General features: G+C 72.3%; 26 protein-coding genes. 14 read left to right on the top strand and 12 right to left on the bottom strand.

Features of this window, described 5'->3' with window-relative positions; all coding sequences use genetic code 11:
* Window positions 1-21: 21 nt before the first annotated feature.
* Window positions 22-756, bottom strand: a complete 735-nt coding sequence (locus tag FLP10_RS07845; RefSeq protein WP_149160360.1) for a hypothetical protein — start codon at window positions 754-756, stop codon at window positions 22-24.
* Window positions 757-909: 153 nt separating this feature from the next.
* Here FLP10_RS07845 and hemE point away from each other — a divergent pair, with 153 nt between their 5' ends.
* The 6 genes from hemE (at window position 910) to FLP10_RS07815 (ending at window position 5826) form a co-directional block, all read left to right on the top strand.
* Window positions 910-2055, top strand: coding sequence for a uroporphyrinogen decarboxylase (gene hemE, locus FLP10_RS07840; RefSeq protein WP_168209134.1), 1146 nt, complete (start codon window positions 910-912; stop codon window positions 2053-2055).
* Entirely contained in the window at window positions 2052-3671 is a 1620-nt protein-coding gene (locus FLP10_RS07835; protein ID WP_210418505.1) for a protoporphyrinogen/coproporphyrinogen oxidase, read from the top strand. The genes hemE and FLP10_RS07835 overlap by 4 nt, the downstream gene beginning before the upstream one ends.
* A 153-nt stretch (window positions 3672-3824) precedes the next feature.
* Entirely contained in the window at window positions 3825-4328 is a 504-nt protein-coding gene (locus FLP10_RS17555) for a hypothetical protein (protein WP_210418504.1), read from the top strand.
* A 72-nt stretch (window positions 4329-4400) separates the two neighbouring features.
* Window positions 4401-4805, top strand: coding sequence for a phage holin family protein (locus tag FLP10_RS07825; RefSeq protein ID WP_149160357.1), 405 nt, complete (start codon window positions 4401-4403; stop codon window positions 4803-4805).
* Complete coding sequence (locus FLP10_RS07820) at window positions 4792-5109, top strand: DUF3618 domain-containing protein (RefSeq protein WP_149160356.1); 318 nt, start codon at window positions 4792-4794, stop codon at window positions 5107-5109. The genes FLP10_RS07825 and FLP10_RS07820 overlap by 14 nt, the downstream gene beginning before the upstream one ends.
* A 9-nt stretch (window positions 5110-5118) precedes the next feature.
* Window positions 5119-5826: a GntR family transcriptional regulator gene (locus FLP10_RS07815; protein WP_149160355.1), complete on the top strand. Its 708-nt coding sequence runs from the start codon at window positions 5119-5121 to the stop codon at window positions 5824-5826.
* 48 nt (window positions 5827-5874) lie between these two features.
* Here the strand turns inward: FLP10_RS07815 and FLP10_RS07810 are convergent, their stop codons facing one another.
* From FLP10_RS07810 to idi, 8 genes are all read right to left on the bottom strand, one after another.
* On the bottom strand, window positions 5875-6657 hold the full coding sequence (locus FLP10_RS07810) for a CPBP family intramembrane glutamic endopeptidase (protein ID WP_168209133.1): 783 nt from the start codon (window positions 6655-6657) through the stop codon (window positions 5875-5877).
* A 191-nt stretch (window positions 6658-6848) separates the two neighbouring features.
* Window positions 6849-7754 (bottom strand): prenyltransferase, encoded by a 906-nt coding sequence (locus tag FLP10_RS07805; RefSeq protein WP_149160353.1) that lies wholly within the window; start codon window positions 7752-7754, stop codon window positions 6849-6851.
* A complete protein-coding gene (locus FLP10_RS07800; RefSeq protein ID WP_149160352.1) occupies window positions 7744-8061 on the bottom strand; it encodes a lycopene cyclase domain-containing protein in 318 nt (105 codons plus the stop codon). The genes FLP10_RS07805 and FLP10_RS07800 overlap by 11 nt, the downstream gene beginning before the upstream one ends.
* Window positions 8058-8450: a lycopene cyclase domain-containing protein gene (locus FLP10_RS07795; RefSeq protein WP_149160351.1), complete on the bottom strand. Its 393-nt coding sequence runs from the start codon at window positions 8448-8450 to the stop codon at window positions 8058-8060. Before FLP10_RS07795 ends, FLP10_RS07800 begins: the two co-directional genes overlap by 4 nt.
* Entirely contained in the window at window positions 8447-10015 is a 1569-nt protein-coding gene (gene crtI / locus FLP10_RS07790; RefSeq protein WP_149160350.1) for a phytoene desaturase family protein, read from the bottom strand. The genes FLP10_RS07795 and crtI overlap by 4 nt, the downstream gene beginning before the upstream one ends.
* Complete coding sequence (locus FLP10_RS07785; RefSeq protein ID WP_149160349.1) at window positions 10012-10965, bottom strand: phytoene/squalene synthase family protein; 954 nt, start codon at window positions 10963-10965, stop codon at window positions 10012-10014. The genes crtI and FLP10_RS07785 overlap by 4 nt, the downstream gene beginning before the upstream one ends.
* The gene (locus FLP10_RS07780; RefSeq protein ID WP_149160348.1) at window positions 10962-12026 is read right to left on the bottom strand and encodes a polyprenyl synthetase family protein; all 1065 of its coding nucleotides are present in this window, start codon (window positions 12024-12026) and stop codon (window positions 10962-10964) included. The genes FLP10_RS07785 and FLP10_RS07780 overlap by 4 nt, the downstream gene beginning before the upstream one ends.
* Complete coding sequence (gene idi, locus FLP10_RS07775; protein WP_149160347.1) at window positions 12023-12628, bottom strand: isopentenyl-diphosphate Delta-isomerase; 606 nt, start codon at window positions 12626-12628, stop codon at window positions 12023-12025. The genes FLP10_RS07780 and idi overlap by 4 nt, the downstream gene beginning before the upstream one ends.
* A 91-nt stretch (window positions 12629-12719) precedes the next feature.
* Here idi and FLP10_RS07770 point away from each other — a divergent pair, with 91 nt between their 5' ends.
* The 8 genes from FLP10_RS07770 (at window position 12720) to FLP10_RS07735 (ending at window position 20150) form a co-directional block, all read left to right on the top strand.
* Complete coding sequence (locus FLP10_RS07770; RefSeq protein WP_246150285.1) at window positions 12720-13271, top strand: MarR family winged helix-turn-helix transcriptional regulator; 552 nt, start codon at window positions 12720-12722, stop codon at window positions 13269-13271.
* A gap of 74 nt (window positions 13272-13345) precedes the next feature.
* Entirely contained in the window at window positions 13346-14083 is a 738-nt protein-coding gene (hemQ, locus tag FLP10_RS07765; protein ID WP_149160346.1) for a hydrogen peroxide-dependent heme synthase, read from the top strand.
* A complete protein-coding gene (locus FLP10_RS07760) occupies window positions 14083-15165 on the top strand; it encodes a ferrochelatase (RefSeq protein WP_149160345.1) in 1083 nt (360 codons plus the stop codon). Before hemQ ends, FLP10_RS07760 begins: the two co-directional genes overlap by 1 nt.
* A complete protein-coding gene (gene hemC / locus FLP10_RS07755; RefSeq protein WP_149160344.1) occupies window positions 15162-16112 on the top strand; it encodes a hydroxymethylbilane synthase in 951 nt (316 codons plus the stop codon). The genes FLP10_RS07760 and hemC overlap by 4 nt, the downstream gene beginning before the upstream one ends.
* A gap of 14 nt (window positions 16113-16126) precedes the next feature.
* The gene (locus tag FLP10_RS07750; protein WP_149162150.1) at window positions 16127-16924 is read left to right on the top strand and encodes a uroporphyrinogen-III synthase; all 798 of its coding nucleotides are present in this window, start codon (window positions 16127-16129) and stop codon (window positions 16922-16924) included.
* Window positions 16925-17171: 247 nt separating this feature from the next.
* A complete protein-coding gene (hemB, locus tag FLP10_RS07745; RefSeq protein ID WP_281286469.1) occupies window positions 17172-18167 on the top strand; it encodes a porphobilinogen synthase in 996 nt (331 codons plus the stop codon).
* Window positions 18164-19510 (top strand): glutamate-1-semialdehyde 2,1-aminomutase, encoded by a 1347-nt coding sequence (gene hemL / locus FLP10_RS07740; RefSeq protein WP_149160343.1) that lies wholly within the window; start codon window positions 18164-18166, stop codon window positions 19508-19510. The genes hemB and hemL overlap by 4 nt, the downstream gene beginning before the upstream one ends.
* 265 nt (window positions 19511-19775) lie before the next feature.
* Window positions 19776-20150, top strand: a complete 375-nt coding sequence (locus FLP10_RS07735; protein ID WP_149160342.1) for a hypothetical protein — start codon at window positions 19776-19778, stop codon at window positions 20148-20150.
* A 101-nt stretch (window positions 20151-20251) separates the two neighbouring features.
* Here the strand turns inward: FLP10_RS07735 and FLP10_RS07730 are convergent, their stop codons facing one another.
* The 3 genes from FLP10_RS07730 to FLP10_RS07720 all read right to left on the bottom strand — a co-directional run bounded on the left by FLP10_RS07730 (window position 20252) and on the right by FLP10_RS07720 (window position 22713).
* Window positions 20252-20632 carry a DUF1304 domain-containing protein gene (locus FLP10_RS07730; RefSeq protein WP_149160341.1) on the bottom strand — a complete coding sequence of 127 codons (381 nt, stop codon included), beginning with the start codon at window positions 20630-20632 and terminating at the stop codon, window positions 20252-20254.
* 86 nt (window positions 20633-20718) lie between these two features.
* A complete protein-coding gene (locus FLP10_RS07725) occupies window positions 20719-22161 on the bottom strand; it encodes an MATE family efflux transporter (RefSeq protein WP_149160340.1) in 1443 nt (480 codons plus the stop codon).
* An 87-nt stretch (window positions 22162-22248) separates the two neighbouring features.
* Complete coding sequence (locus FLP10_RS07720; RefSeq protein WP_149160339.1) at window positions 22249-22713, bottom strand: MarR family winged helix-turn-helix transcriptional regulator; 465 nt, start codon at window positions 22711-22713, stop codon at window positions 22249-22251.
* Window positions 22714-22718 lie beyond the last annotated feature (5 nt).

Below are 22718 nucleotides of genomic sequence, written 5' to 3'. Positions count from 1 at the left end.
GCTGAACAGGGTCACGGCCGGTCAGCGACGCATGCCGCCGGCGGCGGCGGCCGCGAGCTGCTCGGGCGTGATGATCGGGATCGGCGACGTGAGCGGGGGCAGCTCGAGCCCCTCGGCGGCGAGCGCGGCGCGGTGCTCCGCCTTCCAGCCGCGAACGGTCGCGAAGAACGCCTCGTCGGGCAGGGCGAACCCGAACGCGCGTTCGCTCGCCAGCAGCAGTGGCACCTCGAGGCTCGAGCCGCCGCGACGGACGCGCAGCACGGCGACCGGTACGCTGCGGGCTCCGGCCGCGATGCGATCGCACCGGATGCTCCGGATCTCGCGCCACGCGAACGCGCCAACTCGGCGGGGGCGTCGGCCGCCGCGCCAGAACGCGATGCCCGTGGCATCCGCGACGATCGAGAAGTGCGGACCGACCCGGCCGTGCTCGCCCCCGAGCTCGTCGAGCGCGGCCGTGAGCATCGGGGTGCGCAGGCTGGTGGTGACGGTCGCGCCGAGCGACGATTCGAGCGCGCGACGGCGTGTGCGGTCGCGGGCGTGCAGCCGCAGCCGTCGCAGGGCGAGCAGCACGAGCACCAGGGCGGATGCCGCGACGAGCAGCAGGCCGACCCGGTTCGACGGCACGCCCGGAAGCTGGGCGATCGCCCGCTCGACGGTGGGGCCGGCTCCGATGAGCACGGCGATGAGCCCGGCAGCGGCCAGGCCGATGGCGATGACGGGCAATGCTCGTCGCGCGGGTGACACGTCTTCGGTCACGATGGTCTCCGGGGGATTCGGAGGCGCGCGGCTGGGGCGGCCGCACGTCGTCGTGTGGGGAGCACGACCTTCCCGACTGTAGACCCCTGAGGCCCGGTTCGTACACCTTCTCGACGAACTCGTGCTCTCAGCGCGGTAGGCGAGAATGTGCGGGTGATCCTTCCTCCGCAGCATCCGCTCTCGGCCGGCCTCACCTCGGATTCGCGACTCGTGCGCGCCTATCGCGGCGAGCGCAGCGACACGACCCCGGTCTGGTTCATGCGTCAGGCGGGCCGGTCGCTGCCCGAGTACCGCGACCTGCGGGTCGGCACGCGGATGCTCGACGCGTGCCTCGACCCGGCGATGGCGGCCGAGATCACGCTGCAGCCGGTGCGTCGGCACCGCGTCGATGCGGGCATCTTCTTCAGCGACATCGTGGTGCCCCTGAAGCTGGTCGGCGTCGACGTCGAGATCCAGCCGGGTCGCGGCCCGGTCTTCGGCACGGGCTACGCGGATGCCGCGGCGATCGCCGAACTCACCGCCATCGATCCGGCGAGCCTCGACGAGAAGGCCGCTCCGATCACCGAGGCCGTCGAGCGCACGATCGCCGAGCTGAACACGACGGCCCCCGCCGGTCGCGAGACCGGCGCGACGGCCCTGATCGGATTCGCGGGCGCCCCTTTCACCCTGGCCGCGTACCTCGTCGAGGGCGGGCCCTCGAAAGACCACCTCGCTGCCCGCACGCTCATGCACGCCGACCCGGGCGCGTGGCGCGACCTCATGCACTGGACTGCCGAGCTCACCGGTCGGTTCCTGCGCACCCAGGTGCTCGCCGGCGCCTCGGCTGCGCAACTCTTCGACTCGTGGGCCGGCGGGCTGTCGCTCGCCGACTACGAGCAGCACGTCGCACCCGCCTCGGCGCGGGCGCTCTCGTTCGTGCACGACCTCGCGTACGAGACGACGGATGCCTCGGGTGAGGCCATCACCCGGAACGTCCCCGTGATCCACTTCGGCGTCGGAACCGGCGAGCTGCTCGGTGCGATGCGCGGCGTCGGCGCCGATGCGGTCGGCGTCGACTACCGGGTGCCGCTCGATGTCGCCGCGTCACGTGTGGGCGACGGGGTCCCGCTGCAGGGCAACCTCGACCCGGCGCTGCTCGCCGCCCCGTGGCCGGTCCTCGACGCGGCGGTGCGCGATGTGCTGCGCCGCGGTCGGGTCGCCCCCGGCCACGTCTTCAATCTCGGGCACGGGGTGCCGCCCGAAACCGACCCGACCGTATTGACCCGGGTGGTCGAGCTCGTGCACGAGGCGGGCGCGTGAGCGAGGCATCCGAGGCATCCGACGCATCGCGGCCCGCCGAGCCGACTGAGCCCGCCGAGCCCGACCACCGCTCGGCCGACGTGGTCGTCGTGGGCGGCGGCGCTGCCGGCCTGGTCGCCGCGCTCGAGTGCGCGCGCATCGGGCTGCGTGTCACGGTGCTCGAGCGCCGCGACCGGCTGGGCGGATGCGTCGCGCGGATCGATCTCGACGGGCTCGCGCTCGACGCCGGCGCCGAGTCGTTCGCGACCCGCAACGGCTCGGTCGCCGAGCTCGTCGAACGTCTCGGTCTCGGCGGCCGGGTCGAGTCGCCGAACCCCGTGGGCGCCTGGCTGGTCTGGGGGCGCGGCGACGAGGTCGCTGCGGCGCCGCTGCCCAAGACGGGCATGCTCGGAATCCCGGCGAACCCGCTCGGCGACGACGTGCGGGCCATCATCGGCTGGGGCGGCGCGTGGCGCGCATATGCCGATCGGGTCATGCCGATCCTGCGGATCGGCCGTGCCCGCAGCCTCGGTCGACTCGTGCGCTCGCGCATGGGTGCGGCCGTGCTCGACCGCCTGGTGACGCCGATCTCAGCAGGCGTCTACTCGGCGAACCCCGACGACCTCGACCTCGACGTCGTCGCACCCGGACTCAACGAGGCGATGACCCGCACCGGGTCGCTCTCGGGCGGCGTCGCCCAGCTCGTCGCTTCACGCCGTGCGGGCAGCGCGGTGCTCGGGCTGCGAGGCGGCGTGCACACGCTCGTCGATGCGCTCGTGGCCGAGCTCGACCGGTTCGGCGTCGAGGTCGTCACCGGTGCCGAAGTCACGAGTCTCGAACGGCATCGAGGGGATGACGCGACCGCCGATGGCACGACCGAGGCCTCCGGCGGCACGAGCACGACCCGCGGCGCGGCGACCGCCCCCCGCGAGGCGGGCACCGCGTCGAACGCCGGGGCCGGGTGGCGCGTCCGCGCGATCGCGCCCGATCGCGATGTCGTCGTCGACGCGCGGTACGCGATCCTCGCCGCGCCCGCCCGAACCTCGCGGCGGCTCCTCACCGACGCGGTCGAGGGCTGGGCCGACGCGAGCGACTGGCCGGCCGCGGCATCCGTCGAGCTCGTGACCCTCGTGCTCGACGCGCCCGCCCTCGATTCCGCGCCGCGTGGAACCGGCGTGCTCGTCGCCGAGGGCACGCCCGGGGTCTCGGCCAAAGCGCTGACGCACGCTTCGGCGAAGTGGCCCTGGCTCGCCGAGGCCGCCGGCGGCCGCCAGGTCGTGCGCCTGTCGTACGGTCGCGCGGGCGGCGCGAACCCCCTCGACGGACTCGATGACGACGCCGTCGCCGCACTCGCGCTGGCCGACGCGTCGGCGCTGCTCGGCGTGCCGCTCGACGCCTCGATGCTGCGGGCATCGGGGCGCACCGCCTGGCGCGACGCGCTCTCGCACGCCGCACTCGGGCAGCGCGAACGCGTGCGCGCCCTCGAGGACGCGCTCGCCGCCGAGCCGGGCATCGAGGCGACGGGCTCGTGGATCTCGGGCACCGGGCTGGCCTCGGTGGTGCCGCACGCCCGCGAGGCGGCCGGGCGCATCCGTCAGCTCGCCGTGCAGGACGGCCACGCCCCGACCGCCGACTGACGCACGCGTACCCGCGAACGGCGCGCAGGGCGCGCACGGCGCGTGCATTGCCGCGGCGGCATATGAATCCGCGCAACCCCCTTGCACAGCGTGGTGCGGGGTCTACGCTGGAGAGACGTCGCCGTTCCCCTGGGCGGCGGGATTGGGGTGGACATGAAGGGCAAGATCCTCTTCGTCGTCGGGCTCGGCGTCGGGTACGTGCTCGGCACCCGAGCGGGCCGCGAACGCTACGAGCAGATCAAGCGCGCGGCCGAGGGCGTCTGGAACCAGCCCACCGTGCAGCAGGGCGTCGGCACGGTCAAAGACTTCGCGATGTCGAAGGTCGGCGACCTGAGCGACACCGTCCTCGACAACGTCAAGCAGCTCATCGGGGCGGCCACCAAGCCGAGCGGGGGCGGCGCCTCCGACTTCCGGCGCGCGGCCCAGAAGGCGGCCACGGGTGTGTCGGATGCCGCCACGCGCGCCGCCGACACCGTTTCGGATGCGGTCGAGGATGCCGCGGACGCGGTCGACGACGCTGCAGAAAAGGCAGAGAAGGCGCAGAAGGCGCAGAAGGCCAGGTCGACCGGCCGCTCCACCGCCTCGAAGTCCACGACGTCGTCGACGAGCAGCGCGAAGCGAACGAGCCGCGCCAAGCCCGCCGCATCCGACGGCTGACGCCCGAAGCTGGTTCACTGAGACATCCGCGATCCACTGACATCTGCGACCCAGACCACCGGAGGTGACCGCATGGCCGCACCCACCGAGGACGAGCGTTCGCTGTTCACACTGATCGGCGAGCTGCCCGACCGGGTGTCCACCCTCGTGCGCGCCGAGATCGATCAGATCAAGGCCGAGCTCAGCTACAAGGCGAAGCACTTCGGCATCGGCGCCGGTCTCATGGCCGCCGCCGCGTTCGTCGGCCTCTTCCTGCTCGGCACGCTCATCGCAACCGGCATCCTCGCCCTCGCCCTCGTGATGCCGGCTTGGGCGGCTGCGCTCACCGTCTCGGGCATCCTGCTGCTGATCATCGCCGTCCTCGTGTGGATCGGCATCGTCAGCTTCAAGCGCGGCGCCGAGCCGCTCGAGTCGATCGAATCGCTCAAGCGCGACGTCGACATGGTGAAGGGGGCGGGCGAGTATGACCACCGTTGACCGCGGTGCGGGCGCGGCGAACCTGCCCAAGCGCGACGCGAAGGCGCACGAACGCAACCTCACCCGGTTGCAGGCACGGCTGCAGGTCGAGCGGGCGCGCGCCGATTTCGCCGGCACGCTGAACGCGCTCGAAGACAAGCTGAACGTGCCGAAGCAGGTCGGTCGGGCGACCGATCGGGCCAGGGTGCGTCTGCGTCGGTTCGCGAACGAGCAGCCGGTCGCCGCCGCGGCGGCCGCGGTCGGCGTCGTGCTCGTCGCGGGCGGAATCGTGTGGCTCGTGGTGCGCAACGCCACCAAGTCCTGACCCGCCCGCATGCGTGCCGAGTCCCGCGGCCGCGCCGACCGCTCCACCGCGGTCGGACGCGTCGCGGCGCACCTGCGCGGTGAGATCCTGACCGGCGCACTCGATCCCGGCACCCCGCTGCGCGAAGAGCAACTCGCCGCCCGCTTCGGCGCCTCGCGGCACACGGTGCGCGCGGCGCTCGCCCGGCTGGCCGCCGAACGGCTCGCGGTCGCCGCCCCCTACCGGGGCGTGCGCGTGACGAGCTTCGACGGCGACGACATCCTCGCGCTGCAGCACCTGCGCATGGCGCTCGAGTGCGAGGCGGTGCGGCTCGCCGGCGAGCGGCACGGCTCGGTCTGGCCGGCCGAGGCGCTCGCCCCGGCGGAGGCGGCGCTCGACACGCTGGCGGCGCTGGCCGGGCAAGCCGGCCTCGATGCGGATGCCTCGGGCGAGTCGGACCCCGACTGGCTCGACGTCGAGACCGCCCACGCCGACTTCCACCGGGCGCTCGTCGAAGCATCCGGCAGCCCCCGCATCATCGAAGCGCACGCCGCGCTGGGCAGCGAGCTGCGCCTGTTCCTGCTGCACGTGCGCCCGCACTACACCGTCGACGCGCTGCTGGCCGAGCACCGCGACCTGCTCGAGGCGGTGCAGCGCCGCGGCGCCGAGGCGCTGCGCGAGCACCTCGCGCGCTCGGCCGCGCTGCTCGTCGACGGCCGCGCGTCGCCGTCGGCCTGAGCGCCCGGCCTGAGCGCCCGGTCGGTGCGGCCGGCTCGGCCGGGCCGGCTAGGCCGCAGCCGTCGTGCGCGCGGCCTTGTCGGCGCGGCTCTCCCTGCGGGTCAGGACGATGGCGACGATGACCGCCGCGATGCCGATGGCGAGACCGCCGAAGCCGGCGAAGTCGGTCGCCTTCGCGGCGGCGAAGGTCGAGAAATCCCACAGCCCGTGCAGCACCATCGCGAAGATGAGCGTGCCGCTGACGCGGCGCAGCAGGTAGAACACGCTGCCGATGAGGAAGGTGATGCCGACCTGCGAGATGCCCGCGACCCCCGTGCCGAACAGCGTGTTGGGCAGGTGGATCAAGCCGAAGAGCAGGGTGCTGAAGAACCACACGCCGAGTTCGCCGAACCGGCTGCGCAACGCGACGACGAGTTGCCCGCGGGTGACGAGCTCTTCGTTGAACCCCACGAGCACGCTGCCGGCGACGAGCAGCAGCAGCATGGTGGGCGTGAGACGCGAGGTGTCGCCCGCGAAGAGGTTGGCGACGGCGGCCAGGGCGAGCAGGCCCGGCAGGATCCACACCCACCCGGGAAGGCGCTTGCGGGTCTCGAAGAGCGAGGGACGCCACCAGCCGTAGATCGACACGACGATCGTGATCACGATCGTTCCCGCGAGCAGCGGAGCGAAGTACCACTTGAAGAGGGTGTCTTCGTCGTCGCCGATGTGCAGGTAGTCGATGCCGTTGAAGATCCAGACGCCGTAGAAGACGGCCAGGTAGATCACCAGCGCCAGTACGCCGAGCCAGACGCGGGGCGCGACGCGCAGGGTGGGTTCGGAAGTCGTCGTCATCGTTCGTTCCTCACGGGTTCGGGTGCCATCGAGTGGCTCCAGCGTGCTCGTGTTCGTGCTCGCGCAAACGCGACCCCCCGGCCCCAGCCGGATCGCCCCAGCGACTCCGGTCGTGAGCATCATCCTGTCGGACACCCGGGGGAGGGGGCAAGCACTCGGGCCGGGTCGCCGACGCATTCCTTCCGCTGGTCTTATTCGACCGGCGGAGTGAGCGCGGCGTACCAGACGAGCAGCATGGTGACGAGGAATCCGACCGCGTAGTTGATGCCCAGGAACCGGCGCCATCCGGCGTTCGCGGCCCCCGACGAGGCATCCGACACCCCGCGATACGGCCACGCCGTCGCGAGGTAGGGCAGCACCAGCACCGCGGCGAGCGGCCCGGGCCACGCGGTGACCAGCATGAGCAGCCCGGCAGCGCCCCAGGCAGCGATCGCGAAGCGCACGGTGGCGTGTGCTCCGAGCACGGTCGCGATCGAGGCGATGCCGCCCTCGCGGTCGGGCACCACGTCTTGCACGGCGCCGAACGCGTGGCTCGCGACGCCCCAGGCGAAGAACGCGGCGATGAGCGCGATCAGCTGCGGGGTGACGGATGCCCCCGCGAGTGCGAGCCCGTACACCGCGGGCGAGACGAAGTGCGTGCTCGAGGTGACCGAGTCGAGGAACGGCACCTCTTTGAACCGCAGGCCCGGCATCGAGTAGGCGGCGACCGCGAACAGGCTCACGGCGAGCACCAACCACGAGACCGGGCTGCCGAGCAGCACGAGCGCCACCACGAACGGCACGCACGCCGCGGGCGCCGCGATCAGCGTCGCACGGTGCCGCGCCGGGCCGAGCAGTGCGCCCTCGACGCCGCCCTTGCGCGGGTTCTGCGCGTCGGACGCGTAGTCGAACACGTCGTTGATGCCGTACATCGCGAGGTTGTACGGCACGAGGAAGAACAGTGTGCCGATCACGAGCGGCGCGTCGATCTCGCGGGTCGCGAGCAGGTAGGCGGCGGCGAACGGGAACGCGGTGTTGATCCAGCTCAGCGGGCGCGACGCGGTGAGCAGGTCGGCGGCCAGGCTGCGCGGCCGGGTGCGCGATCGGTCAACGGCCATCGGATGCCTCGGTTTCCGCCGGAACCAGCAGGTTCCACGCCGCGCTCGCGAGCAGCAGCGCGGCGATCGGGTAGGCGAAGTCCTCGATCGGGGCGAGCCCGAGGTGCGGCCCGGCGAGGTGCTCGTCGGCGTAGGCGAACAGGCCGGCTGCGATCATGACCGTGTCGAACACCGCGGTGAGTACGACGAGCGCCGCAGCCGCGATCGCGAGTGCGGCGGCGTGACCTCGGGGTGCGCGCGGCCAGGCGATCGCGGCCACGATTCCGGATGCCGCGAGGAACAGCAGGCACAGCGCGAGGTAGGTCATCGGGGGTTCCTCTCGGCGTGCTCTGCGGCATCCGACCGGGGTTGCGAAGCCCGGGTCGGCGCGGCCCGGCCCGCCCGCCGGGCGGCGAGCAGCCGCAGCGCGCCCGTGTACAGCACCATCGCGAGGTAGGCGAGGAACAGCAGGAACACCGGCTCCTCGAGGGGCAGCTCGGGCGCGAGCACGATGCCCGTCGAAATGGCGTTGTCGACCCGGAAGAAGACGCCCAGGGCGATGCCCGCGGCATCCCACCCGAGCAGGAACGCGAGGGTGATGCCGAGCACTGCTGCCGCCCGCCGGGGCGCACGCCACACGAACAACCGGAACCGCGCGTCGACTGTCGCCACCCCCGCGAGCGACACCGCGAGCGCGCTCAGGTAGACGACGCTCATGCGCCGACCCTTCGCACCACGGGCTCGGCCAGCGGGCCGCAGCTCGCGTCGCCGCGCACCGCCTTCGCGACGAGTTCGGCGCTGATCAGGCACATCGGCAGACCGATGCCGGGAATCGTCGTCGCGCCCGCGAAGTAGAGGCCGTCGGCGCTCGCCGACGCGGTGCGCCCGCGCAGGAACGCACTCTGGCGCAGGGTGTGCGCAGGGCCGAGCGCGCCGCCGCGGTCGGCATTGAACCAGGTCGCGAAGTCGTCGGGTCCGATGGTGCGGCGCACCACGATGCGTTCGGCGAGGTCGGGGATGCCGGCCCACGAGGCGAGCTGGGTGATCGCCGCGTCGGCCGTGCGCTCGACGAGCGGGTCGCCCTGGCCGTCGACGCCGCCGGCGCCGATCGACGGGTCGGCGGGTACCGGCACGAGCAGGAACAGGTTCTCGTGATCGGGCGGCGCGACCGACGGGTCGGTGGCGCTCGGCTTGCAGGCGTACATCGACGCCGGGTCGGGCACGCGCGGGGTCGCGCCGAAGATGTCGCCGAAGTTGCGGTTCCAGTCGGCGCTGAACAGCAGGTTGTGGTGGGCGAGCTGCGGCAGGCGTCCGCGCACGCCGAGCAGAGCGAGCACCGCGCCCGGCCCCGGGTCGCTGCGGGCCCAGGCCGCATCGGGCCGGGTGCGGTGCTGGGGCGGCAGCAGGTCGGCGTCGGTGTGGCGCCCGTCGGCGGCCGACACCACGAGGTCGGCGCGAAGCTCGCGTTCGGCGCCGGTCGCGGCATCCGTCACGTGCACCCCGACCGCACGCCCGCGCTCGACGAGGATGCGCGTGACCGGTGTACGCGTCTGCAGCGAGGCGCCCGCGCGTCGCGCGACGCGCGCGACCGCGTCGATGAGCTCGCCGAACCCGCCCATCGGGTAGCGCACGCCGTCGTCGAGGTCGTAGCGGCTCATCAGGTGGTACATGCTCGGCACCCTCGACGGCGAGGTGCCGAGGAACACCGCCGGATACCCGAGCACCTGCCGCAGCCGGCGGTCGGCGAAGCGGCGGCCGACGAACCGGTCGAGCGGCTGCAGCAGCAGCGTCGTGAGTCGGCCGACCCGCCGCAGCAGGTCGGGCGACAGCAGCGCGCGGGGCGACGCGAAGTCGGTGTAGAGGAAGCGTTGGAGTGCAAGGCGGGCGGTCTCGTCGGCCGAGTCGAGGTACGCGTCGAGCACGGCGCCGGCACCCGGCTCGATCGCCTCGAACGCGGCCATCGCGGCGGCGCGGTCGCTGCGCAGCTCGAGCGGATCGGGCTCGCCCTCGAAGAACACCCGGTACGCCGGGTCGAGCCGAACCAGGTCGAGCTCGGCCTCGGTCGACGTGCCCATCAGCCGGAAGAAGTGGTCGAAGACCTCGGGCATGAGGTACCAGGACGGGCCCGTGTCGAATCGGAACCCCGCAGCATCCCAGCGCCCCGCGCGACCGCCGAGCTGCGCGCGCGCCTCGAGCAGGGTGACCCGATGCCCGTCCCGCGCGAGCAGCGCGGCGGTCGCGAGGCCCGCGATGCCGCCCCCGACGACGATGGCGTCGCTCATGCGGGTGCCCCGCTCGCGCGCGATGCCCCGGTTCGGGTTGCACCCGCCTCGCGCGACGAGCGGTTCGGATGCCTCGGGCGCACGACCCGACCCGTCGACGCGCGCGCCAGCAGCACCAGCTTGCGGGCCGTCGGCACGCTCACCCGCGCGACGAGCAGGCCGTCGGCGGGGGTGCGACGGATGCGGGCGGCGAGCTCGCCGAACAGGGCGTGCGCCGCGGCGACCGCCCGGCGGCAGCCGGCGGGCAGTTCGGGGATGACCTCGCCGGCGATCCGCAGGTCGGCGTCGATGTCGTCGAGCAGGGCGTGCTTCTGCACCTCGGTGATCGCGTGCGGATCGACGCCCGGGAAGTACGAGCGGCCGAGCACGTCGGCGTCGGCGCCGAGGTCGCGCAGGAAGTTCACCTTCTGGAACGCGGCACCCAGGTGGCGGGCGCCGCGCTGCCAGCGTGCGTCGCGATCGGGATCGGCCCGCATGCCGAGCGTGAACGCACGCAGGCACATGAGCCCGACGACCTCGGCGGATCCGTGCACGTACTCGTCGAACTCGGCGCGGTCGGCGAAGTCCACGGGCGCCAGGTCGCGCCGCATCGACGCGAAGAACGGTCGCGTGCACTCGACGCCGAATCCCGTCGCGCGCGCGGTGCGCGCGAACGCGTGCACCACGAGGTTCGCGCTGTATCCGCTCGCCATCGCCCGCTCGGTCTCGGCCTCGAGTTCGTCGAGCAGTGCGCGGCGCTGCGCCGGACCGAGCCCGGCCTCCTCGGCCGGGCCGTCGACGAGCTCATCGGCGATGCGCACCAGCGCGTAGACGTCGGCCACATGGGTTCGGATGTCTCGCGAGCAGAGCCGGCTCGCCAAGCCGAACGACGTCGAATACGCGCCGATGAGGTGCGCCGACCCGCGGCGGGCGGTGCGATCGTACAGGGCGAGCCCGGTCGTCTCGGTCATCGCGCACGCTCGATCCCGGTGGCGACCAGCCGTGCGAGCACGGATTCGAGCCGCTCGGGCAGCGCGGCCGTGGCGATCGACTCGAGCGCGAGCCGCGCCTCGAGGCGGATGCGCCCCTCGACACGGCGTCGCGCACCGCTGGACTCGATCGCGGCGCGCAGCCGCTCGGCGCCCGGCTCGTCGAGGTCGGGCCGGCCGAACCCGTCGGATGCCGCCTGCCACGCGGCATCCGATCGCGCGTACGCCACCAGCAGCGTCGCCTTGCCCTCGCGCAGGTCGCCGATCGCGCTCTTGCCTGTGACCTGTTCGACGCCGAAGACGCCGAGCACGTCGTCGCGCAACTGGAACGCGATGCCGAGGTGGCGGCCGATCTCGCCGAGCCGCTCGACCGCGACCGGGTCGGCGCCGGCCAGCAGCGCGCCCGCCTGCAGCGGCGCGCTGAACGAGTACGACGCCGTCTTGTCTTCGATCACGGCGAGGATGTCGCGCTCCTCGGCCTGCACGCCGGTGGAGTGCCGCACGTCGGCGTGCTCGCCCGCGGCGGCCGCGAACACGCACCCGTCGACGACGTCGAGCACCGCCCGCCGGGTCGCGGCCGGAGCATCCAGGCTCGCCGCCACCGAGTACGCGCCCGCGATGAGGAGGTCGCCGGCGAGGATCGCCGAGGCCCGACCGTACTCGTCGGCCCGGGCGGGCGAAAGGCCGCGGCGCCCCGCGTCGAGCACGAACCGCCCCGCGACGTTCGGCTCGCCCCGGCGCACGAGGTCGTGGTCGATGACGTCGTCGTGCATGAGGAACGCCGTGTGCAGCAGTTCGAACGCGCCGGCGAGCCGAACCGCATCGGGCGACCGGCCGTCGGCCGTGAACGCGTCGTGCGCGGCGAGCACGAGTCGGGGGCGGATGCGCTTGCCGCCGTCGGCCGCGTCTCGTGCCGCCTCCCAGAGGAGGCGGTAGTCAGGCCCGTGCGCCTCGGCCCGGGCGACGGCGTCGGCGAAGAACGCGGCGAGGAACGCGTCGACGTCGCGATCGGTGCCGGTGGGCGCCTCGATCGCGAGGCTCATGACGCGAGCGCGATCGGGGCGGGCTGGGCGACCTGTGGTGCTTGGGCGGCCGGTGCCGCCTCGGCGCCCGGATGCCCGCCGAGGTACGGCAGCAGTCGTGCCTGGAGCACCAGCCACGGGCTGAACGCCCACGGCGCGCTGCGCAGCCCCTGCGCGAGGGTGTCGGGCGCGACCCACGCGAAGTCCATCACCTCGGCGGGATGGGGCACCGGGTCGGTGGCGACGCGGGCCGTATACACCGGGCAGATCTCGTTCTCGACGACGCCCGACGCATCGACCGCGCGGTAGCGGAAGAACGGCAGCACCGGCTCGATCTCGCGGAGCTCGAGGCCGAGCTCGAACTCGGCACGGCGGCGCAGCGCGTGCACGAGCGTCTCGGCAGGTTGCGGGTGACCGCAGAACGAATTGGTCCAGACGCCTGGCCAGGCCTGCTTGACGAGTGCGCGGCGCGTGACGAGCACGTCGCCGTCGTCGTTGAAGACGTGGCAGGAGAACGCCAGATGCAGCGCGGTGTCGGCGCCGTGCACGCTCGCCTTCGGCGCGGTCTCGATGGGTCGGCCGTCGGCGTCGAGCAGTACGACCAGTTCGGTCTCGGGCGGCATCGGCGGACCTCCTTCGTTGATCATCGATAATCACTTGCTTGGCTAGAGATTAGCTTAGCGAGATTCTTACGTCGAGGGCTAGAATCGCGACGTGGCAGACGACGGCGAGGGCGTGGCACAAGTGGCCGCGGGCATGCTCGACCCCCGCATCGCCGACCGCGACAGCGACCTCGTCGATCGCGCCGGCCTCGACGACGCAGACGTCGAGCAGATCGTGCACGTCATGCGCAGCCTGCAGGCGTGGCACCACGCGGCCGATCGCATGAGCGAGGCATCCCGTCGCTACATGAAGCTCAACCAGACCGACATGCGCGCCCTGCGATTCCTCATCGCGACCCGTGCGCAGGGGGTCATCGCGACGCCCGGTGCGATGTCGGAGTACCTCGGCATCTCGAGTGCGTCGACCACGAAACTGCTCGACCGGCTCGAGCGCGGCGGGCACATCGTGCGCTCGCCGCACCCGACCGACCGCCGCGCGCTCGCCATCGCGATCACCGACCACACGCGCCGCGACGCGCGAGAGACCGTCGGCCGTCAGCACGCTCGGCGGTTCGCGGTCGCCGCCGCGCTCAGCCCCGACGAGCGCGAGGTCGTGATCCGCTTCCTCGACGCGCTCGCCGCGACGGCCGACCCCGAGCAGTAGCGCCAGCCGGTCGCGCCGCCCCGCGGCATCCGGCCTGTTTTGGCCGATCAGCCGCGAAGGGGGAGACTGGAGGCATGTCTTCCCCCGCTGCTGAAGCGGCAGCCGACGCGCCCAGAACCGAATCCGACACCGCGCCCGAGCCCTCGGGCTTCACGCTCTTCGCGGTGTTCCGCCGCGACCCGGCACGACCCGACGACTTCGACGGGCACGACGTGCCGCGCGTCGTCAAAGACCTCGACGGGGTCGTCTCGCTCATCGAGGGCGAGGGCATCGTGGTGCGCGGCATCTACGACGTATCGGGCCTGCGCGCCGACGCCGACGTCATGCTGTGGCTGCACGGCGAAACCGCCGAGGGGCTGCAGTGGGCGCTGCGCGAGCTGCGTCGGGCGCGCCTGCTCAAGGCGCTGCTGCCGACCTGGAACGCGATGGGCGTGCACCGCGCCGCCGAGTTCAACCGCGCCCATGTCCCCGGATTCCTCCGGGGCATCGAGGCCAAGAACTGGCTCACGGTCTACCCGTTCAACCGGTCGTACGACTGGTACGTGCTCGACCCGGCCGAACGCAGCCGCATGCTCGCCGAGCACGGCCGCAAGGGCGCGGCCTTCCGCGGCGTGGTCGCCAACACCGTGGCCGCCTTCGCCCTCGGCGACTACGAGTGGCTGCTGCCCATGGAGGCCGACGAGCTCACCGACCTCGTCGACATGATGCGCGAGCTGCGCGCCACCGACGCGCGCCTGCATGTGCGCGAAGAGATTCCGTTCTACACCGGCCGGCGCATCACGACGGCCGAACTCGTGGAGGTCCTGCAGTAATGACGCACTACGACGCGATCCTGCTGTCGTCGTTCGGAGGTCCCGAGGGGCAAGACGACGTGATCCCGTTCCTGCGGAACGTCACCGCGGGTCGCGGCATCCCCGACGAGCGGCTCGAAGAGGTCGCCCACCACTACCGCCACTTCGGCGGTGTGAGCCCGATCAACGAGCAGAACCGGCAGCTGAAGGCCGCGCTCGAGGCCGAGCTCGCCGCGCGCGGCATCGACCTGCCGGTCTACTGGGGCAACCGCAACTGGGCGCCCTACTTCGGCGACGTGGTACGCGAAGCCGAGGCGAACGGGCACACCGAGCTGCTGGGCCTCGTCACCAGCGCCTACACGTCGTACTCGGGCGTCGGCCAGTACCGCGAGGACTTCGAGAAGGCCACGGATGGTACGGGCGTGTCGATCGACCGCATCCGCGAGTACTTCGACCACCCGGGCTTCGTGCAGCCGTTCGTCGAGGGCGTGACCGACGCGATCGCGTCGCTCGGCGCCGAGGGCGTCGCGCCCGAGCGCATCCACGTCATGTACGTGACGCACTCGATCCCGACGGCGGCGGCCGTGGCATCCGGTCCTGATTTCGGCGGGGGCGGCGCGTACGTCGCGCAGCACCTCGCCGTGGCATCCGTCATCAACGAGGCCGCCGCACCCGCCTCGCCCTGGTCGCTCAGCTACCAGTCGCGCTCGGGCGACCCCCGCACACCGTGGCTCGAGCCCGACATCAACGACGCGATCGCCGAGCTCGCCGCAGGCGGGCTCACCGACGCGATCGTGATCGTGCCGTTCGGCTTCGTCAGCGACCACATGGAGGTCATGTGGGACCTCGACAACGAGGCCGTCGAGACGGCCGGCGAGCACGGCCTGAAGGTGCGGCGCGCGCCGACGCCCGGGGTCCACCCGGCCTACGTCGCGGGCCTCGTCGACCTCGTGCTCGAGCGCGTGAACGACGTTCCCGACGCCGAGCGCCCCCACCTCACCGACCTCGGGCCCTGGCCCGACCACGCGCGCATCCGCTCGGGTGAAGAGGTCGCGGATGTCTCGGCCTCGGCGCCCTCGTCACCCGGAGCCGCAGCGCGATGAGCGTCATCAGGGTCGGCACGCGGGGCAGCGCCCTCGCGACGGCGCAGACGCGCTGGATCGCCGAGCGCATCGGCAAGGCCGCGAAGGCCGAGATCGAGCTCGTCGAGGTGACCACGCACGGCGACACGTCGAGGGCGTCGCTCAGCGAGATCGGCGGCGAGGGCGTGTTCGCCGCGGCGCTGCGCGAGACCCTGCTCGCGGGCGACTGCGACCTGATCGTGCACTCCCTGAAAGACCTGCCCACCGCCGACCTGCCCGGCCTGCGCCTCGGTGCCGTGCCCAAGCGCGCCGACGCGCGCGACGCGCTCTGCGCCCGAGACGCGCTCACGCTCGAGACGCTGCCCGAGGGTGCCCGCGTCGGCACCGGCTCGCCGCGTCGCATCGCGCAGCTGCGCGCCGCCCGCCCCGACCTCGAGGTCGTCGACCTGCGCGGCAACGTCGACACGCGTCTCGGCAAGGTCGCGTCGGGCGAGCTCGACGCGGTGCTCCTCGCGGCCGCGGGGCTCGGCCGGCTCGGCCGCAGCGAGGCGATCACCGAGTTGTTCGAGCTCGATGCCTGGCCCACCGCGCCCGGCCAGGGCGCGCTCGCCATCGAGGTGCGCAGCGGGCGGCTCGACCGGTCGCTCGAGCAGGCGCTCGAGGCCGTCGACCACCGGTCGACTCGCGCCGCGGTGCTCGCCGAGCGGCTGGTGCTCGCCGGCCTCGAGGCGGGCTGCACCGCCCCCGTCGCGGCACATGCCTTCATCGACGACGAACTGCTGTTCCTCTCGGCGACGGTGTACAGTGCCGATGGAACGCGGCGGGTGACGAGCTCGCACGCCGCGACCCCCGACAGCCGCTCGGCAGACGACCTCGCCGAGGCGGCACGCGACGTCGCATCCCGTGCCGTCGCGGAACTCCTCGGCAACGGTGCCGCCGACCTTGCACCCACCGAGGAGGCACCGTGACCGAATTCGAACCCATGACCGGCGCGATCAGCCTGCCCGGAAGCGTCGAGGGCAAGCCGCTCGCCGGGTGGCGCGTGCTCGTGCCGCGCGGCGGCCCCTGGGGCGACAGCGTCGCGGCGTCGCTGCGCGCCCGCGGCGCGTCGCCCGTCATCGCGCCCATGATCAACTTCGCGCCGACCGACGACCAGCCCGCCCTCGAAGAGGCGCTGCGCAAGCTCGCCGCCGGCGAATTCGACTGGCTCACGGTCACGAGCGCCACCACGGTCGACGTGCTCGCGTCCTACCACGCGGTGATTCCGGCGAGCACGAAGGTCGCCGCGGTCGGCGAGACCACAGCCGCGGCGCTCGTCGCTGCCGGGTACCGCGCCGACATCGTGCCGAGTGAAGACAACTCGGCCAAGGGCCTGCTCGAGGAGTGGGAGGCGGCGACCGAGGGGCAGAAGGGCCTGCGCGTGCTCGCGCTGCGGTCGGCGATCGCGAAGCAGATCCTGTCGGTCGGGCTCGCGCGCATCGGGCATCACGTCGAGGCGGTCGTCGCGTACCGCACCGTGGGTGTGCCCGTCGCGCAGAAGGTCGTCGACGATGTGCGCGCCGGTCGGGTGAACGCGGTGCTCGTCACCTCGGGCAGCGTCGCCGAGCAGGTGCAGTTGCAGCTCGGGCCGATCCCCGAGCACACGCTCATCGCCGCGATCGGCCCCCAGACCCAGAAGGATGCCGCGCACTTCGGCCTGCGCGTCGACGTGGTCGCAACCGAGCGCAGCGCCGAGTCGCTCATCGACGCGGTCGTGAACGCGGCGCTCGCCAGCGCCTGACGCCGCTCCGCGGCATCCGCTCGTTGCGCTGTCCTGCGCTGCGCTGCGCGGTGGTGCGCTGTCCTGCGCTGTCGTGCGCTGTGGTGCGCTTTTCAGGAACGACGCGCCGAAACGCGCGTTTCTCAGGAAGACACGCCGGTGCAGACGCCGACCCGACCCATTACGCCTGAAAAACGCACCGAGGGGCGGGCGGCCGCGAGGCAGCCGCGCTGAGAAAAGCCACAGCAGCGGGTCGTAGGGTGGTTCGGTGACCGCGACTCCGCATCCCGTCATCCGCCCCCGCCGCCTTCGCTCGGGCCCTGCCATGCGCCGGCTCGTGTCGGAGACGCGGCTGCACCCCGCCGACCTCGTGCTGCCCGTGTTCGTACGCGAGGGCGTGACCGAGCCGGTGCCGATCGGCTCGATGCCGGGCGTCGTGCAGCACTCGCTCGACAGCCTGCCCGCCGCGATCGCCGAGGCTGCGGCCGTCGGCGTCGGCGGCGTGATGCTCTTCGGCGTGCCCGAGTCGCGCGACGCGCTGGGGTCTGGGGCGACCGATCCCGACGGCATTCTGAACGTCGCGACACGCGTCGCGCGCGAGGCGGCCGGCGACGCGCTCGTCGTGCAGACCGACCTCTGCCTCGACGAGTTCACCGACCACGGGCACTGCGGCGTCCTCGACGACGAGGGCCGGGTCGACAACGATGCGACGCTCGAGCGGTACACCGCGATGGCCCTCGAGCAGGCGCGTGCCGGGTCGCAGCTGCTGGGGCTCAGCGGCATGATGGACGGCCAGACCGCGGCCGTGCGCCAGGCGCTCGATGACGGCGGGTACCAGGATGTCGCGCTGCTGGCGTATGCGGCGAAGTACGCGAGCGCCTTCTACGGCCCGTTCCGCGATGCGGTCGAGTCGCAGCTCGAGGGCGACCGTCGCACGTACCAGCTCGATCCCGGCAACCGGCGCGAGGGCGTGCGCGAGGCGATGCTCGACATCGACGAGGGCGCCGACATCGTCATGGTGAAGCCCGCGGGCAGCTACCTCGACGTGCTCGCCGACGTGGCCGCCGCGAGCGATGTGCCCGTCTGGGCCTATCAGGTCTCGGGCGAGTACGCCATGATCGAGGCCGCCGCGGCGCACGGCTGGATCGACCGGGGTCGCGCGATCGTCGAGTCGGTGCGCGGCATCCGTCGCGCGGGGGCCGACGTGGTGTTGACGTACTGGGCGACCGAGCTCGCCGGCTGGCTGAAGGGCGGACTGGAATGACGCACCTCACCAACGACGAGCTCTTCGACCGCGCGCGGCGCGCGATCCCGGGCGGGGTGAACTCGCCGGTGCGCGCGTTCGGCTCGGTCGGCGGCACGCCGCGGTTCCTCGTGTCGGCCCGCGGGCCGTACGTCACCGACGCCGAGGGGCGCGAGTACGTCGACCTGGTCGCCGGGTGGGGGCCCGCGATCCTGGGTCACGCGGATCCGCGGGTCGTCGAAGCGGTGCAGGATGCCGCGGGCCGAGGCCTCTCGTTCGGCGCATCCACTCCCGCCGAGACCGAGCTGGCCGAACTCGTCGAGCAGCGGGTCGGCCCGGTCGAACGGCTCAGGCTGGTGTCGACCGGCACCGAGGCGACGATGAGCGCCATCCGGCTCGCGCGCGGATTCACGGGCCGCGACCTGCTGGTGAAGTTCGCGGGGCATTACCACGGGCACTCCGACGGGCTGCTCGCCGAGGCCGGATCGGGCCTCGCGACCTTCGCACTGCCCGGTTCGGCGGGCGTTCCCGCCGAGATCGCGGCGCTCACCCTCGTGATTCCCTACAACGACCTCGACGCGGTGCGCGCGGTGTTCGCCGAGCACGGCGACCGCATCGCGGCCGTCATCGTCGAGGCCGCCGCGGCGAACATGGGCGTCGTGCCGCCGCTGCCGGGCTTCAATCGCGCTCTCGTCGAGCTCGCTCACGCGCACGGCGCGCTCGTCATCAGCGACGAGGTGCTGACGGGCTTCCGGGTATCCGCCGCCGGATGGTGGGGTCTCGAGGCGCCGTTCGAGGCGGCGGCGTACACGCCCGACCTCATGACGTTCGGCAAGGTCATCGGCGGAGGCATGCCCGTCGCGGCCCTCGGCGGTCGCGCCGACATCCTCGACCGGCTCGCACCGCTCGGCCCGGTCTACCAGGCGGGCACGCTGTCGGGCAATCCGGTCGCGGTCGCCGCAGGTGTCGCCACGCTCAGGGCAGCGGATGCCTCGGTGTACGCGCGTCTCGACGAGGCATCCGTCATCGTGGCCGACGCGGTTTCGGCAGCGCTCGCTGCCGAGGGGGTCGCGCATGCGGTGCAGCACGCGGGCAGCCTGTTCAGCTTCCTGTTCGGCGAGTCGGTCGCCGGCGGCGCGCGCGACTACGCGACCGTGCAGCGGCAGGAGTCGTGGCGATACCCGCCGTTCTTCCACGCGATGCTCGACGCCGGGGTCTCGCTGCCGCCGAGCGTGTTCGAGGCGTGGTTCGTGACCGCGGCACACGACGACGCCGCGATCGCCCGCATCGTCGACGCGCTCCCGGCCGCGGCCCGCGCCGCTGCCGCGGCGAAGCCGCCCGTCCCCGGCGCTTCCCAGGCGTAGCGCGTCGGGTCGGCGTCGGCGGAGCACCGCCGTGCGTCGCGCTTCAACCGGAACAGGTCGGCCCGCGCGTCGGCGTGCCTGACGTTTTTCACGCGTAATGGGTCGGTTCGGCGACGGCGACGGCGTGTCTTCCTGAGAAACGTGCGATTCGGCCGAGTGCTCCTGAGAAAAGCGTGCGGGGTTGGGCGGGGCGTGCACGGATCGGGGTCGGCCTTTGTGGAGCGTCGACAGCGTGGCATCCGAAAGTCTCGGGCAGGATGGGAGCATGGCGAATCTGCGTGTGCATGCCGATCGGATCGAGGTGCATCTCACCCCGACCGAGCGCGCGCTCGCGCTGCGCAGCGCCGACGTGGTCATCCAGCGCGACGACATCCGCTCGGCGACGATCACGGATGACCCGTGGATCTGGGTCCGGGGGATCCGCCGCCGGGGCACCGAAGTGCCGCTCGTCGTCGCCGCCGGCACGTGGAAGTACCATGGCGGCCTCGACTTCGTCGCGGTGAAGGGCAAGCGCCAGGCGGTCGTGCTCGAGCTGGCCGGCGGCGAGTTCGCCCGGCTCATCCTGTCGACGAGCCACGCGGCCGAACTCATCGACCGGCTGAAGCTCTCGGCCGAGGAGACGCCGGCAGCCGAAGACTGACCGTCTGCCGGTCGAGGAGCGAGCGCCAGCGAGCGTATCGCGACCAGGTGACGCGTTGTTGCGGGTCTCGATGCGCTCGCGCTACTCGATCGGCCCGCGTGTCACGCGAGCGCGAACAGCACGAAGCCGACCAGCGGCAGGGTGCCCTGCACGAGCGCGGCCTTCCAGTAGCCGCGACCGGTCGTCGTGAGCACGAGCGCCGCGAGGGCCATGCAGGCCGTGGTGAACAGCACCAGCGCCTCGCCCGGCGCGACCGCGCCCGCCCAGAACAGCACGAGCCCGACCGCTGCGCCGATGCCGAGGAACAGGTTGTAGAAGCCCTGGTTGTACGCCATCGGCTTCGTGGCATCCGCCTGCGCCTGGTCGGCGACGCCGAACCGCTTCCAGGTCGCCGGTCGCGACCACCAGACGCTCTCCATCAGGAAGATGTAGCCGTGCAGCAGGGCGGCGAGGGCGACGAACACGCTGGCGATGACGGCCATGCCGCGAGACTAGCGGGTCGTCGTCCACGCCGACGGGATCTGGCGCCGACGGGATCTGGCGCCGACGGGATCTGGCGCCGACGGGATCAGGCGCCGACGGTGATCGCGTCGGCGGCAGTACCCTCGGCGTCGCGAACGTCGACGGTCTCGACTGCCCCGGCCGACGGCGCCGCGCTCAGCGCCCTTCGTGAGGCGACGAGCAGCCAGATCGCGAGCGCGAAAGTCAGCACTTCGGTCACGGTCATCGACCAGATCACCCCGTCGAGGCCGAAGACCGCGTTGCCGATCAGCAGCACCGGGATGAACAGCACGCCCTGCGCGATCGACATGATCGTCGCGTTGCGCATCTGCTCGGTGGCCTGGAAGACCGCGATGCCGAGCCCGGTGAACCCGTTGAAGATCGTCGAGACGAGCATCGCCGTGAGCACGAGCGTGCCGTCGGTCAGCACTGCGGGGTCGGCGCTGAACAGTGCGAACACCTGGTCGCGGAACACGAACACGAGGGTTGAGAACACCACCGTGATGCCGGCGATCGCGATCGCCGCGCCCGCGATGCCGCGGCGCAGCCGGGCGTGGTTGCGCGCGCCGAACGCGTAGGCGAACAACGGGATCGCGCCGATGAACACGCCCATGCACATCATCTCGGGCAGTTGCGAGATGCGCAGCGCGAGCCCCATCGAGGCGAGCAGCGCGTCGCCGTAGCCGATCGCGATCCAATTCATGACGAGTGTGGTGACGATGAGGAACGACGACTGCAGCAGCTCGGACACGCCGATGCCGAAGACCGACTTCAGCATGATGCGATCGGCGCGGAACCAGCGTGGTGCGAGCGAGACCGTCTCGCTGCGCCGGCTCAGCCACCAGATGTAGTAGCCGACCATGACCACGTTCGCGAGGCCGACCGCGATGCCCGCGCCGAGCACGCCCCAGCCGAGCACGAGGATGAAGAGCACATCGAACAGCAGGTTCGCCACGGTCGAGGCGATGACCCCGGTCATGGATGCCACGGAGGCGCCCTCGGCACGCACGATCTGCTCGAGCGCGAAGCACGCGACGAGCACCGGAGCGAAGGCGAACATCGCGCCGATGTACTGCGCGGTCGGCGTGAGCGACGCCCCGGTGGCCCCGACCGCGGCGGCCAGGGGTGTCGCGAAGGCCACGCCGATGACGCCGACGATCACGCCGGTGGCGAGCGAACCCCAGAGTGTGAACGACGAGATCTGCTTGATGCGATCGGCTGCGGCCGAGGCATCCGTCCCGGCGTCCTCTTGCGAACCGAGGAGGCGCGAGATGTAGGTGCCGCCGCCGACCCCGAATACGCCGCCGATGGCCATGATGAGCGCGTACGCCGGCAGCGAGAACGTCAGTGCGGCCAGCAGCGGTGTCGAGTGGAGTGCGCCGACGAACCCGGCGTTGATGATGTTGTAGACGGTGCCGACCGAGAAGCCGGCGATCATCGGGATGCACAGGTGCACCAGTGAGCGCCAGATCGGCGCAGAGGCGAGGAAGAAGCGGTTGTTCGAAGACATGGTGAAACCTCCGTCACGTCGAACGGCTTTGCAGCGAAGCAGGGGGAGACCCTGAGGCGCGTTTGAGGCCTCAGGCGATGGTGCGGATCAGCGGTCGCGTCGGCGCGGCGGGGGAGGCCCGACGGGCTCGATGTCGGCGGTCACGCGTTCGAGCAGGCTGAGCAAGGTCTGCTGCTCGTCGGGCGTGAGCACCGCGAAGGGCTGCTCTTGTGCTGCGATCATCGCGTCCTCGAATCCCTCGGTGAGGCGGGATGCGGCGGGCGTGACGCGCAGCAGCTTGACGCGCGAGTCATCGGGTGATGGCGTGCGCGTGACGAGGCCGCGCTCTTCGAGCCCCTGCAGCAGGCTCGCGACGGATGCGGCGGTGGTACCGGATATCTCGGCCAGTTCGCGGGCGATCACGCCGCGGTCCTGGTGTTCTTCGATGTAGCCGATGGTGAACGCCTGCTGCCGGGTGAGTCCGCTCTCGCGGACCCACTCGTCGGCCGAGCTTCGCTGGGCGAAGCCCAATGCCCGGATCGCCGCGTTGATGCGCGCCAGTCGATCGTTCATAGTTA

The sequence above is a fragment of the Agromyces intestinalis genome (assembly GCF_008365295.1).
Lineage (GTDB): Bacteria > Actinomycetota > Actinomycetes > Actinomycetales > Microbacteriaceae > Agromyces > Agromyces intestinalis.
This window is presented reverse-complemented; position numbering and strand designations above follow the sequence as displayed.

Excerpts from the sequence above, each read along its gene's own strand:
- FLP10_RS17555 (WP_210418504.1), top strand. The coding sequence starts at position 3,825 with ATGAAGGGCAAGATCCTCTTCGTCGTCGGGCTCGGCGTCGGGTACGTG.
- FLP10_RS07825 (WP_149160357.1), top strand. The coding sequence starts at position 4,401 with ATGGCCGCACCCACCGAGGACGAGCGTTCGCTGTTCACACTGATCGGC.
- FLP10_RS07820 (WP_149160356.1), top strand. The coding sequence starts at position 4,792 with ATGACCACCGTTGACCGCGGTGCGGGCGCGGCGAACCTGCCCAAGCGC.
- FLP10_RS07815 (WP_149160355.1), top strand. The coding sequence starts at position 5,119 with ATGCGTGCCGAGTCCCGCGGCCGCGCCGACCGCTCCACCGCGGTCGGA.
- FLP10_RS07810 (WP_168209133.1), bottom strand. The coding sequence starts at position 6,657 with ATGACGACGACTTCCGAACCCACCCTGCGCGTCGCGCCCCGCGTCTGG.
- FLP10_RS07805 (WP_149160353.1), bottom strand. The coding sequence starts at position 7,754 with ATGGCCGTTGACCGATCGCGCACCCGGCCGCGCAGCCTGGCCGCCGAC.
- FLP10_RS07800 (WP_149160352.1), bottom strand. The coding sequence starts at position 8,061 with ATGACCTACCTCGCGCTGTGCCTGCTGTTCCTCGCGGCATCCGGAATC.
- FLP10_RS07795 (WP_149160351.1), bottom strand. The coding sequence starts at position 8,450 with ATGAGCGTCGTCTACCTGAGCGCGCTCGCGGTGTCGCTCGCGGGGGTG.
- crtI (WP_149160350.1), bottom strand. The coding sequence starts at position 10,015 with ATGAGCGACGCCATCGTCGTCGGGGGCGGCATCGCGGGCCTCGCGACC.
- FLP10_RS07785 (WP_149160349.1), bottom strand. The coding sequence starts at position 10,965 with ATGACCGAGACGACCGGGCTCGCCCTGTACGATCGCACCGCCCGCCGC.
- FLP10_RS07780 (WP_149160348.1), bottom strand. The coding sequence starts at position 12,026 with ATGAGCCTCGCGATCGAGGCGCCCACCGGCACCGATCGCGACGTCGAC.
- idi (WP_149160347.1), bottom strand. The coding sequence starts at position 12,628 with ATGCCGCCCGAGACCGAACTGGTCGTACTGCTCGACGCCGACGGCCGA.
- hemQ (WP_149160346.1), top strand. The coding sequence starts at position 13,346 with ATGTCTTCCCCCGCTGCTGAAGCGGCAGCCGACGCGCCCAGAACCGAA.
- FLP10_RS07760 (WP_149160345.1), top strand. The coding sequence starts at position 14,083 with ATGACGCACTACGACGCGATCCTGCTGTCGTCGTTCGGAGGTCCCGAG.
- hemC (WP_149160344.1), top strand. The coding sequence starts at position 15,162 with ATGAGCGTCATCAGGGTCGGCACGCGGGGCAGCGCCCTCGCGACGGCG.
- FLP10_RS07750 (WP_149162150.1), top strand. The coding sequence starts at position 16,127 with ATGACCGGCGCGATCAGCCTGCCCGGAAGCGTCGAGGGCAAGCCGCTC.
- hemL (WP_149160343.1), top strand. The coding sequence starts at position 18,164 with ATGACGCACCTCACCAACGACGAGCTCTTCGACCGCGCGCGGCGCGCG.
- FLP10_RS07735 (WP_149160342.1), top strand. The coding sequence starts at position 19,776 with ATGGCGAATCTGCGTGTGCATGCCGATCGGATCGAGGTGCATCTCACC.
- FLP10_RS07730 (WP_149160341.1), bottom strand. The coding sequence starts at position 20,632 with ATGGCCGTCATCGCCAGCGTGTTCGTCGCCCTCGCCGCCCTGCTGCAC.
- FLP10_RS07725 (WP_149160340.1), bottom strand. The coding sequence starts at position 22,161 with ATGTCTTCGAACAACCGCTTCTTCCTCGCCTCTGCGCCGATCTGGCGC.
- FLP10_RS07720 (WP_149160339.1), bottom strand. The coding sequence starts at position 22,713 with ATGAACGATCGACTGGCGCGCATCAACGCGGCGATCCGGGCATTGGGC.